At 44.0% G+C, this 12,351-nt stretch carries 9 protein-coding genes; 8 read left to right on the top strand and 1 reads right to left on the bottom strand.

The window, feature by feature from the left end; genetic code table 11:
• Positions 1-13: 13 nt before the first annotated feature.
• Positions 14-991, bottom strand: a complete 978-nt coding sequence (locus AK825_RS01915; protein WP_068034270.1) for an Hsp33 family molecular chaperone HslO — start codon at positions 989-991, stop codon at positions 14-16.
• 315 nt (positions 992-1,306) lie between these two features.
• Between AK825_RS01915 and AK825_RS01920 the strand changes: the two genes are divergently transcribed.
• The 8 genes from AK825_RS01920 (at position 1,307) to AK825_RS01955 (ending at position 12,157) form a co-directional block, all read left to right on the top strand.
• A complete protein-coding gene (locus AK825_RS01920; RefSeq protein ID WP_203226484.1) occupies positions 1,307-2,287 on the top strand; it encodes a glutamate/aspartate ABC transporter substrate-binding protein in 981 nt (326 codons plus the stop codon).
• Between the two features lie 106 nt (positions 2,288-2,393).
• Entirely contained in the window at positions 2,394-3,140 is a 747-nt protein-coding gene (locus tag AK825_RS01925) for an amino acid ABC transporter permease (RefSeq protein ID WP_068034274.1), read from the top strand.
• Positions 3,137-3,808, top strand: a complete 672-nt coding sequence (locus AK825_RS01930) for an ABC transporter permease subunit (protein ID WP_068034276.1) — start codon at positions 3,137-3,139, stop codon at positions 3,806-3,808. The genes AK825_RS01925 and AK825_RS01930 overlap by 4 nt, the downstream gene beginning before the upstream one ends.
• Before the next feature lie 215 nt (positions 3,809-4,023).
• Positions 4,024-4,755: an amino acid ABC transporter ATP-binding protein gene (locus AK825_RS01935; RefSeq protein WP_068038908.1), complete on the top strand. Its 732-nt coding sequence runs from the start codon at positions 4,024-4,026 to the stop codon at positions 4,753-4,755.
• 213 nt (positions 4,756-4,968) lie between these two features.
• A complete protein-coding gene (locus tag AK825_RS01940; protein ID WP_068034278.1) occupies positions 4,969-6,186 on the top strand; it encodes an FAD-dependent oxidoreductase in 1,218 nt (405 codons plus the stop codon).
• Between the two features lie 307 nt (positions 6,187-6,493).
• Entirely contained in the window at positions 6,494-8,281 is a 1,788-nt protein-coding gene (locus tag AK825_RS01945; RefSeq protein ID WP_068034281.1) for an AMP-binding protein, read from the top strand.
• 369 nt (positions 8,282-8,650) lie between these two features.
• A complete protein-coding gene (locus tag AK825_RS01950; protein ID WP_068034283.1) occupies positions 8,651-10,405 on the top strand; it encodes an AMP-binding protein in 1,755 nt (584 codons plus the stop codon).
• A gap of 141 nt (positions 10,406-10,546) precedes the next feature.
• Positions 10,547-12,157, top strand: a complete 1,611-nt coding sequence (locus tag AK825_RS01955; RefSeq protein ID WP_068034285.1) for a carboxyl transferase domain-containing protein — start codon at positions 10,547-10,549, stop codon at positions 12,155-12,157.
• Positions 12,158-12,351 lie beyond the last annotated feature (194 nt).

Here is a 12,351-nt window from a genome sequence, read left to right on the forward strand (position 1 = left end):
AATTCAATAAAAACTACTCAGCAAATATCGTTGCGACATCGTCTTTATTAAATTTATAGACTTCACCACAAAATCCGCAATCCATCTCGAATGTACCGCCTTGTTCCTCGATGATATCCAACGCTTCCGCTTCGCCGATTTGTTCAATTGCCATTTCGCATTTTTCACGTGAGCATGTACAGCCAAATGATAAGGCAACAGGGTCGGGTGCAACGACATTTTCTTCGTTATATAAGCGATACAAAATTTCATTAGTATCAAGTGTGGTTAGCTCTTCGGCTTTGACAGTACGAGTCAAAACGCTTAAACGCGTCCACAAGTCGTCATCGATACCCGCATCTTCGTTTTGCTCTACCTCATAGGTTTCCTCAGCGGTACGAGGCAGCATCTGTACCAATATACCACCTGCTTGCAAGCCGTCAGAAGCCAAATTAATTAGCGTTGGAATCTGTGCAGATTGCTTTTGATAATGTGCTAAGCAGTCAGCTAAATTGTCATGGCTACGCTCAACGATACCTTGGTATGCTTCACCGCCATTAGGCTGAATATTAATAAATAACACGCCTTGACCCATAGCGCCAAGCTCAGCAAAAGCTTCATTAGCACTGGTCATATCTTCCCATGCTTGTACTTGCTCATCAGTATCCGCTTTCCAGCTGGCAAGGGCGCGAATAATACCGTCTTGATCGCATTCAGCCATTGCCCAATTCAGTAAGCTGTCACTGTCTGACGACTGCAATTGAATGGACAGGTGGCCATCAATTTTAACAGTACCGATAAGTAAGCTGGCAGCCGTCAACATTTCACCCAATAAGCGTTTGATGGCTTCAGGGTAGGGCTTTTGAGCGATAGTGCTGGCGTAACTACGTGATAGGCGTACGACGTCGCCACGCACAGGCGAATCTTGAATAAAAAAGCGCTGACGCACATCATTATCGGTAGATACGGTGTCAGTTTTTGCTATCTGAGAGTTTTGATTGGCTTGAGTCATAAGTCATTAGTATGGTTAAGAAGTTGCTAGCTTTATGGGGATTATCCATAATTTATCAACGATAGAGAAAGCGCTAATATTGATTCGAAGCTCTAGAGTTGATAGTAGTTCACCCATTCCATTTAAATTTTCTTATTGAATATGAGATATTATGGATATATGTAAGAAAGTTTACTAAGGTCGGTAAAAGTGTTGTACAGTAACATTAAGTTGCTCTATGATAACTGAAAGTAACAGCAAGGATGCTGGGCAGTGATGTAGAAAATGTCCAAGCTTTTCACCGATTTGTAATAGTTTGATAAAAGGATGTATCTTATGGCTTATTCAATCTCAAAACCTCTAACGTTAGCTGCTTTTATGGCACTTGGCTTGGCTGGCTGTAATAACAGTAACCAAACTGCTGATGATGCTGCTCCAGCAGACGATGCAGCGACTACAGAGGCCGCAGCAAATCCTAACGGCACCCTACAAAAAATAAAAGATTCGGGCACTATTGTCGTCGGTTATCGTGACTCCTCTATTCCATTTTCTTACATCGCAGATGACCCTAACCAGCCGATGGGTTATGCGCATGATTTAGAGATGAAAGTGGTCGAAGCAGTTAAGCAAAAGCTAAACATGCCAGACCTAAACATTCGCTATAACCTAATTACCTCGCAGACTCGTATTCCATTAGTACAAAACGGTACGGTAGATTTTGAGTGTGGCTCAACGACTAATAATGAAGAGCGCCAAAAACAAGTGGCTTTCTCTAATGGCTTCTTTGAGATTGGGACGCGCTTATTAACCAAGACCGACTCTGGCATTCAAGACTTTGAAGACTTAAAAGGTAAAACGCTCGTCACGACTGCAGGTACGACCTCAGAGCGTTATATTCGCCAATATAACGACGAGAAGAAGATGGATACCGATATCATCTCTGCCAAAGATCATGGCGAAGGCTTCTTGATGTTAGAGAATGGTCGTGCTGATGCGTTTATGATGGATGATGTACTGCTTGCAGGCGAAAAAGCCAAAGCAAAAAATCCTGATGAATGGGTAATCGTTGGTACGCCGCAATCGTTTGAAATCTATGGTTGTATGATGCGTAAAGACGATCCTGAGTTTAAAGCTGTGGTCGATGAAGCATTGGCTAACACCTTTAGTTCAGGTGAGATTAATAGCATTTATGACAAGTGGTTCTTAAACCCTATCCCACCGAAGAACGTCAATCTAAACTTTGAGATGTCAGACAACTTAAAAGCTTTAATTGCTAATCCACATGATAGTGCCCAGCCAAAAGACGCTGCACAATAATGACATTTTGTCCCTCAATATAGCCGACTCATGCGCTTAGGTATTAGGTAGTCATTAAGTTCAACCTAGCGCATGAGTCTATCTTCCGTTGCTCGGAGAGACAAAAATGAATTATAGCTGGAACTGGGGTGTGCTCTTTGAGCATACTGGTATTGGTAATGAGCTGTACATACATTGGATGATTACCGGCCTTGGCTGGTTGTTATTAATTGGTAGTATTGCATGGGCGATTGCCATGGTCATTGGTACCATTTTTGGTATCATGCGCACTTTGCCAAGCAAGACAGCTCGCAGTATCGGCACCGCCTATGTGACTTTTTTTCGTAATATCCCTCTATTAGTTCAATTATTCTTTTGGTTTTATGTTGCCCCTGGCTGGCTAACACCTGCCTTACAAGAATGGTGGTATAAAGACTTATCTCCAAATACCTCAGCTATGCTCTCAGCGAGTATTGGTCTTGGCTTATTTACCGCTGCGCGAATTGTTGAGCAAGTGCGTACGGGTATCCAGTCATTGCCACAAGGTCAAATCAATGCTGCCTACGCGCTAGGGTTTAGTATCCCGCAAGCTTATAAGGAAGTTCTGTTACCACAGGCATTTCGCGTCATTCTACCGCCACTTAGCTCTGAGCTGACCAACTGCTTCAAGAATGCTTCAGTGGCATCTTTGGTTGGCGTAATGGAGCTGATTAGCCAGACCAAAACCATTAGCGAATATACGCAAAATAACCTTGAAATTTATACTTACGCGACCGTGATTTATTTGGTGTTTAACCTGTCTTTGATAGCTATCATGGGTTTGATTGAGCGCAAACTGCGTGTACCAGGGCTTATTGCAGGGAGTCAGAAATGAGTATGATGACCGAACTTGCAACGGCCTATCCAGGTCTAATGGGTGGAATGCTGACCACCTTAAAAGTATTATTCTTAGCCATCATCGGTGGTATCAGTTTAGGAACGGTACTCGCTTTGATGCGGCTATCTGGTATTAAGATATTAGAAGTACCAGCCAAGCTGTACGTCAATTACTTTCGTTCTGTACCGTTGCTATTAGTATTGCTATGGTTTTATTTTGCCGTACCGATGATCTACTTTTGGGTAGCTGGTAAATACTTACAACTTGATGCAGCCTTTGCCTCGTGCGTCGTTGCCTTTATGATGTTCGAAGCCGCCTATTTTTCAGAAGTGGTGCGTGCGGGTATTCAGTCTATCGGTAGTGGGCAAGTAAATGCCGCAAAAGCTTTGGGTATGACTTATGGGCAGACCATGCGCTTAGTCGTGCTACCACAAGCCTTTCGGAAGATGCTGCCACTTATTTTGCAGCAATGTATTATTTTATTCCAAGATACGACATTGGTATTTGCTATCGGTTTGACAGACTTTTTCCGTGCAGCCTACGTACGTGGTGAGCTGATGGGCTTATTAACGCCTTATATTTTAGGGGCAGGAGCGGTGTATTTTATCATCAGCTTAAGCGCTTCTATTGGCGTACAACAAGTGCAAAAACGTTTGAGGTTCTAATAACTGAAATTTAAATGTTTGAAATTTTTATCCTATGTTCTAGTAATAGCCAATTATTAATAAATTTTGGCAAATAAGAAGCTATCGCCTAGAATTTATAAGAACAATAAAATTATCCAAAATACGACGGTTAGGAGCCAGTGATGAGTAGTGCTGATACGTATACAAATGACTTTGGCGGACTGGTTACCAATAACGGCCATGCTAGTGATGAGATGGTCATTCAAATGACTGACGTCAGCAAATGGTATGGTGACTTTCAAGTTTTGAGCGACTGTTCTGCCCACGTGCACAAAGGTGACGTGGTGGTGGTCTGTGGGCCATCGGGTAGTGGTAAATCTACTTTGATTAAGACCGTCAATGGACTTGAGCCTTTTCAAAAAGGTCAGATTATGGTCAATGGCATCTCAGTCGGTGCGCCAAAGACCGATTTACCTAAGCTGCGCAGTAGCGTTGGCATGGTGTTTCAACATTTTGAATTGTTCCCGCATTTGACTATTATTGATAACTTAATGGTCGCGCAGATTAAAGTATTAGGCCGTAAAGAAAGTGAGGCTAAACAAAAAGCGATGGCGTATCTGGATCGCGTAGGACTGACCGTACAAGCAGCGAAGTATCCGGCCGAATTGTCCGGTGGTCAGCAGCAGCGGGTAGCGATTGCACGTGCGCTGGCGATGGATCCAGTTGCAATGCTGTTTGATGAGCCAACCTCAGCACTTGATCCGGAGATGATTCAAGAGGTGCTGGATGTCATGGTAGAGCTGACCCGCGATGGTATGACGATGATGTGTGTCACTCATGAGATGGGCTTTGCTAGTCAGGTAGCTAATCGTATTATCTTTATGGATGAAGGCTATATCGTTGAAAACTGTAGTAAAGATGAATTCTTTGAAGGTGCGAAAAGTGAGCGCGCGCAAATGTTCTTATCGAAGATTCTTAATCATTAGCATGTAGCCCTGTGAGTCATTTTTAAAGCGTCTATAAATAGGCGCTTTTTTGTGGGGGTAGGTTTATATCTTCAATATTAATATTGATATGAGTAACTACATCGTGAGCGACGTGGGAGAATAGATGAGTGAATGGCTGTTTACTGATACAATAAGGGCAATTATATTTGGCAAAATCTGATACACACAGTAATTAAGTTAATAGGAGCTTGTATGAGTGCAGAACGTTCATCTACATCGAAAGGTGTGGTCATTATTGGTGCAGGATTGGCCGGCTGGCATGTCATCGATGCGATTCGGGCGAAAGATAAAGACATTCCAATTACCTTGATTACCGCTGATAGTGGCGATCGTTATCATAAGCCAATGCTAACAATGGCAATTAGCCAAAACAAAAGCGCATCAGATTTAGTGAGAGCTACGGGTAATGATGCAGCAGAGGCTGCGAATATCAATTTACTTGCCAATACGCAAGTTAGTGATATTGATGCTGCCAGTCAGCAGTTATATCTTGTCTCTGCTAATCGCTCAGATCCAGCCAACACGAGTTACGCAACGATCAGCTATGACAAGCTAGTGCTAGCAATGGGTGCTCACCCTATCTTTCCGCAAAGCTTGCCAGAGGATTTGGTTTGGCATGTCAATCATATTGAGCGCTTTGGTCAACTGCAAGAGAAGCTGGCAACCGGTAGTCAGCATGTTGCCATTGTTGGGGCTGGCATGGTTGGGACAGAAATAGCAGAGGACTTGCTGAAGGCTGGTCATGAAGTGACGCTGATCGATTTAAATGATGCACCACTTTCACAAATGCTACCGCCAAAAGCCACGGCTCGTATTGCTCAAGCGGTCAAATCACAAGGGATTAATTTTTTGGGCAGTTGCCAAGTGTCTGATGTTACTCGTAAAGATAATGGTAAATTGCAGGTCAGTTATGAGCCACTAGCGTCAGCCGCTGACAGTGCTACTGCTCAGCAACTCGAGCCGCTCATTGTCGATCATGTGATTGCCAGTACAGGCTTGCTCGTTGATGATAAATTGCCTGCTGCTGCTGGTGTTGAATTCAATCGACGTACCGGTATCGTGGTCGATGCGACAACGTTGCGTACTAATGCTTCTAGTATTTATGCCATTGGCGATTGTATGTCTATCAATGGGGTTGCCTGTCGTTATGTTGCACCGCTGCGTGCGCAAGCTGCGACCATTGCTGATGATATTTTAGGTCATGAGCATGATGGCTATGAACATAAGCCGCCGATGATTCGTCTAAAAAATAAAGCCATTTCTGTGATGGTTACTGGGGTTCCGCAAGCTGCTGGCAATTGGAAGGTAAAGACTGAGACTGATGAAGAGTTAATCATGGATTTGCTAGATGATAACAACGAAGTCAGTGCGACAGTGACTATTAAAGCGCCTGTCATGCCTAAAGCTTAATTATTAAAAAATCTCTACACCATAGCCAGTGCTGCAATTCTAATGCAGCATTGGCTTTTTTATGTCTATCGCATCTTTTATATCACTCGCTAACATGATAATACGTCGCATCAATCCTAATCGATACGTGCTGTATCAGTTATGATTGACAGTCTTTCGTTTAAGGCGCTATATTGGTTAGGGCATGATTTAACTATACTGTCTAGTTATAAAGAATATTCAAGGAGGAATATTGTACTTACCTTAGCAGCGCATTAAATGCTCATAAGGCAATAATAAAACTAACAGCAAAACGAAAGGACTCGTTATGACTCAGCTCACCAATTTCGACAATATTCTTAATGACAATACTCTTAATGACAGTATTCTTAACAATGTTCCCAAAGTCAATATAGGCGCACGCTCGGCAAATGCGCCACTGTCCCAAAGCCATGATAAAGGACTTGATGTGCCGCTGATTGAAGCGACTATCGGTGATTTTTTTGATGCCATTGTCAATAAATATCCTGAACGTGAAGCCTTGGTTTCTCGCCATCAAAATATCCGTTGGACTTATCTTGAGCTACAGGAGAAAGTCAATCAGTTAGCCAGTGCCATGATTGAGATGGGGCTTGAGATAGGTGATCGTATCGCTATTTGGTCGCATAACAATGCGGAATGGCTGCTGATGCAATTAGCAACAGCAAAAATCGGCGTCATCTTAGTCAATATCAATCCTGCTTATCGAACTTTTGAGCTGCAATATGCGCTGAATAAACTGGGCTGCTCGGCCTTGGTATTGATGCGTCATTTTAAAACCAGTGATTATACGCAAATGATTCGCGAGCTATGTCCTGAAATTTATCATAAAAGCTATAATCAGCTTGATTTGGTCGAAATTCCAACGATTGAGCGCATTATTTGGATTGATGAACCAGAGAGCGATGAGGATTTTAATTTTATGCAAAAGTTCTCTACGTGGATGGTAGAGGGTGATGCAAACGACCCTCGCGTAGCGGAACGCCAAGCTCAGCTTAAGAATACTGACGCTATTAGTGTGCAGTTTACCAGTGGCACGACCGGCACACCGAAAGGCGCTACCTTAACGCATCGCAATATCCTAAATAACGGCTATTTTATGGGCGAAGGAATGAGGCTGACAGAGGAGGATAGGCTATGTATTCCATTGCCGCTTTATCACTGCTTTGGCATGGTGGGTGGCAATTTAGCCATTTTAACCCATGGTGGTTGCGCGGTGTATCCCAATGATGGTTTTGATCCGCTAACGGTATTGCAAACAGTGGAAGAAGAAAAATGTACTGCTCTACTTGGCGTCCCGACGATGTTTATCGCGGAACTTGATCAACCAGAATTTGATAGCTTTGATTTGTCCAGTTTGCGCACGGGTATCATGGGCGGCTCAAGCTGTCCTATTGAGGTCATGCGCCGTGTCATGGATAAGATGCACATGAGCGAGGTGACCATTGCTTATGGCATGACCGAGACCAGTCCAGCTTCTTGTCAGACCAGCTCGCAAACGCCACTTGAAAAGAGAGTGTCCACAGTGGGGATGGTGCTACCAGCGCTTGAGGTCAAAATCGTCGATACCGAAACTGGTGAGGTCGTCCCGATTGGAGAGACGGGCGAGCTACTGACATATGGCTATGCGGTCATGAAAGGCTATTGGGGTAGCCGTTTTAAAACACGTGCGGCAATCACTGATGGCTGGATGCATACGGGTGATTTGGCAACGATGGACGAAGATGGTTATATCACGGTGGTTGGGCGTAGTAAAGATATGATCATTCGTGGCGGCGAAAACATCTATCCAGTAGAAGTCGAAAACTATCTCTATCGTCATCCTAAAATCCGTGATGTACAAATCGTCGGGGTTCCTGATAAAAAGTATGGCGAAGTGCTGGCTGCTTGGATTATTCCAAAAGAGCCAGGAAGTTTGACCGAAGATGAGGTAAGGCAGTTCTGTCGTGACCACATTGCACATTATAAAGTGCCGACTTACTTTCGCTTCGTGACTGAATATCCAATGACCGTGACTGGTAAAATTCAGAAATATAAAATCGTTGAGCAAATGATAGAGGAATTGAGCTTGGATTAGGCTGTAGTAGATAGACGCTAACAAACATAAGTCATTAATTTATAATCGCTAGTATTATAAAGACTTACAACTGAATGCTAAAGGCCTAAAGACAGAAGTGTTAAACACTGATAAAGTCAGTTTTATACTACTATACTATAAAGCTGGCTTTTGTATTTTAGGTTATATTAAATATTCATTATTTATCTATGAAAAATTTATTTAACTTATGCTATGCTTTTAAATGATACATATTGTATCGCTATCATTGACAGTCTTTCATTTGAAGCGGTATAGTAGATAATAATATATGATATATATTCAAGGACGAAAAATTAGCTTACGGGCTGTTTTTATATAGAATAAAAAAGTAAAACGAAAGGACTCGTTATGACTCAAAATATTGATTTAGATACTATCTTAGCTAACATTCCCAGCATCAATATGGGTGCACGCTCAGCAAATGCGCCACTTTCTCAAAGTTATGATAAAGGCCCCGATGTGCCGCTGATTGAAGCGACTATCGGCGACTTTTTTGACGCCATTGTCGCAAGATGTCCAGAGCGCGAAGCGCTGGTTTCATGTCACCAAAATATCCGCTGGACTTATAAACAGCTACAAGAAAAGGTCAATCAACTGGCGAGCAGTATGATTGAGATGGGACTTGAGATTGGTGATCGCGTCGGTATCTGGTCGCATAACAATGCCGAATGGTTGCTAATGCAATTAGCGACTGCTAAAGTCGGCGTTATCCTCGTCAATATCAATCCTGCCTATCGTACCTTTGAGTTGCAGTATGCCTTGAATAAACTTGGCTGCTCGGCTTTGGTGTTAATGCGCCACTTCAAGACCAGCGATTATACGCAAATGGTGCGTGAGCTGTGTCCAGAGATTTATCATAAAACTTATAATCAGTTGGATTTGGTCGAAATACCGACGATTGAGCGTATTATTTGGATTGATGAACCAGGTAATGATGAAACCTTTAGTTATATGCAAAAGTTCTCTGACTGGATAAGTGAGGGTGACCCGAACGACCCACGCGTTGCTGAACGGCAAGCACAACTCAAAAACACTGACGCTATTAATGTGCAGTTCACTAGCGGTACGACTGGCACGCCAAAAGGTGCCACGTTAAGCCATCGTAATATCCTCAATAATGGCTACTTCATTGGTGAGGCCATGAATCTCACTGAAGAAGACATATTGTGTATTCCTGTGCCGCTTTATCACTGTTTTGGTATGGTACTCGGGAATTTAGCCATTTTGACCCATGGCGGTTGTATCGTATATCCCAACGATGGTTTTGAGCCATTAAGTGTCCTGCAAGCGGTCGAAGAAGAAAAATGTACTGGTTTGCATGGCGTGCCAACGATGTTTATCGCGATGCTTGATCATCCAGACTTTGACCAATACGATTTATCCACTTTGCGCACTGGTATTATGGCAGGCTCTAGCTGTCCGATTGAAGTCATGCGCCGCGTCATTGATGAGATGCACATGAGTGAAGTCACCATTGCTTATGGCATGACCGAGACCAGTCCAGTATCTTGTCAGACGAACAAGCATACACCGCTTGAAAAGCAGGTTTCCACTGTAGGACTGGTGCAGCCAGCGCTTGAAGTCAAAATTATCGATACAGAAACGGGCGAGACTGTACCGCTAGGAGAAAAAGGCGAGCTACTCACGCGCGGCTATTCGGTGATGAAAGGCTATTGGGGCGACCGCTTCAAAACCCGCGCGTCCATTCAAGATAATTGGATGCATACAGGCGACTTGGCAACCATGGATGAAGATGGGTACGTCAAAGTGGTCGGTCGTAGCAAAGACATGGTCATTCGCGGTGGCGAGAATATCTACCCAGTAGAGATTGAAAACTATCTGTATCGCCATCCCAAGATTCGCGATGTACAAATCGTTGGCATACCTGACGCTAAGTACGGTGAAGTATTAGCGGCTTGGATTATTCCCAAAGAGCCTGATTGCTTAAGCGAAGAAGAGGTTAAGGAGTTCTGCCGCAATAACATTGCCCATTATAAAATACCAACTCACTATCGTTTCGTCGAAGAATACCCGATGACCATTACGGGCAAAATTCAAAAATATAAAATTGTTGAGATGATGAAAGATGAGCTGGGCTTATAGTAAGCTTGCTGCTTAGGTCTGAAACATTTAGGTTTTAAACATCACGGATTAATCATGTGAGTAACGCTTAAAATAAATAGCAGTTAGAATAACTCGCATAAAAAAGCTACTCGCATTTACGCATTAAAGAAAAGGGATATCATGAGCGCTATCATAACCAGTAAATTGAGTCCAAACGCTGCTGAATTTCAGCAAAACAGTGCCGCTATGCAAGAGGTGGTCGATGACTTATATGTGCACTTGCGTAAAGTCGTCCAAGGTGGTTCAGAGCGGGCGCGTGCTAAGCATCTAGCGCGTGGCAAGCTGCTGCCTCGTGAGCGCGTCGAGCGTTTGCTTGATGTAGGTACGCCATTTTTAGAAGTGGCTCCGATGGCAGCGCACGATATGTATGGCGAAGATATTCCAGCTGCTGGCGTGATTGCTGGTATCGGTCGCATTAACGGCACTGAATGTATGATTGTCTGTAATGATGCCACGGTAAAAGGCGGAACTTATTACCCATTGACGGTAAAAAAACATCTACGTGCGCAAGAAATCGCCCAAGAAAACAACTTGCCTTGCGTATATTTGGTGGATTCAGGCGGCGCTAACTTACCCAACCAAGATGACGTATTCCCTGACAAAGAGCACTTCGGGCGCATCTTTTTTAATCAGGCCAACATGAGTGCTGCAGGCATTCCACAGATTGCCGTAGTCATGGGTAGCTGTACGGCGGGCGGTGCTTATGTACCAGCTATGAGTGATGAATCTATTATTGTTAAGGACCAAGGAACCATCTTTTTGGGTGGTCCGCCACTCGTGAAAGCAGCAACGGGCGAAGAGGTCACCGCTGAAGATTTGGGCGGCGGCGATGTGCATACCCGTCTGTCAGGGGTCGTCGACCATTTAGCACAGAACGATACTCACGCGCTATCGATTGCGCGTAATATCGTCAGCCATCTCAACCGTCCTGCCAAGCAAGTTCCGAATCAAATTAAACCACGCCCACCGCGCTACGATGCCAAAGAGCTATACGGCGTCATCCCAACGGACAAACGTAAGCCATTTGATATTAAAGAAATTATCGCTCGTATCGTCGATGACAGTGCCTTTGATGAATTTAAGGCGCGCTTTGGTACCACGCTGGTTTGCGGTTTTGCCCATATCGAAGGTATGCCAGTCGGTATTATCGCCAACAACGGCATCTTGTTTAGTGAGTCGGCGCAAAAAGGCACACACTTTATTGAGCTATGTTGTAAGCGTAAAATCCCATTGATATTCCTGCAAAACATCACCGGCTTTATGGTTGGTCGTAAATATGAAAACGAAGGTATTGCTCGTCATGGTGCCAAGATGGTGATGGCAGTGGCCAACGCGAAAGTGCCAAAATTTACCGTCATCGTTGGCGGCTCATTCGGCGCTGGTAACTACGGCATGTGTGGCCGTGCTTATAGTCCACGCTTCTTATGGATGTGGCCAAATGCGCGCATCTCTGTGATGGGCGGCGAGCAAGCAGCATCGGTATTGGCAACGGTCAAGCGTGACAATTTTGACCGTAAAGGCGAGGAGTGGAGTGCGGAAGATGAAGCCGCATTTAAAGCGCCGATTCTCGATATGTACGAAGAGCAAGGTCATCCATATTATGCAACGGCGCGTCTCTGGGATGATGGGGTGATTGATCCTGCCGATACTCGTAACGTACTGGCGTTAGGTTTGAGCGCTGCCTATAACGCACCGATTGAAGAAACTACTTATGGTGTCTTTAGAATGTAGATTGGTATTCTACTTTTGATGAGTGAGTGCTTTAGTTTACAAAATAGACTGTGTTACTAAGGTCAGTACGTGACTGGTAAAAATTTTCTTGCGTGCTGTGCCTACGCCGACAGAGGCTGCGGAAATTTCTACCAGTCACCCATTTCTTTTCAAAGATAGAATGACGGTGTTAGAAGTAAAAAAGAACGTGACGC

This window comes from Psychrobacter sp. P11G5 (assembly GCF_001593305.1).
Taxonomy (GTDB): domain Bacteria; phylum Pseudomonadota; class Gammaproteobacteria; order Pseudomonadales; family Moraxellaceae; genus Psychrobacter.

What these genes read in the sequence shown, in the direction of transcription:
- AK825_RS01915 (WP_068034270.1), bottom strand. Translation starts at nt 991, where the DNA reads ATGACTCAAGCCAATCAAAACTCTCAGATAGCAAAAACTGACACCGTA.
- AK825_RS01920 (WP_203226484.1), top strand. Translation starts at nt 1,307, where the DNA reads ATGGCTTATTCAATCTCAAAACCTCTAACGTTAGCTGCTTTTATGGCA.
- AK825_RS01925 (WP_068034274.1), top strand. Translation starts at nt 2,394, where the DNA reads ATGAATTATAGCTGGAACTGGGGTGTGCTCTTTGAGCATACTGGTATT.
- AK825_RS01930 (WP_068034276.1), top strand. Translation starts at nt 3,137, where the DNA reads ATGAGTATGATGACCGAACTTGCAACGGCCTATCCAGGTCTAATGGGT.
- AK825_RS01935 (WP_068038908.1), top strand. Translation starts at nt 4,024, where the DNA reads ATGGTCATTCAAATGACTGACGTCAGCAAATGGTATGGTGACTTTCAA.
- AK825_RS01940 (WP_068034278.1), top strand. Translation starts at nt 4,969, where the DNA reads ATGAGTGCAGAACGTTCATCTACATCGAAAGGTGTGGTCATTATTGGT.
- AK825_RS01945 (WP_068034281.1), top strand. Translation starts at nt 6,494, where the DNA reads ATGACTCAGCTCACCAATTTCGACAATATTCTTAATGACAATACTCTT.
- AK825_RS01950 (WP_068034283.1), top strand. Translation starts at nt 8,651, where the DNA reads ATGACTCAAAATATTGATTTAGATACTATCTTAGCTAACATTCCCAGC.
- AK825_RS01955 (WP_068034285.1), top strand. Translation starts at nt 10,547, where the DNA reads ATGAGCGCTATCATAACCAGTAAATTGAGTCCAAACGCTGCTGAATTT.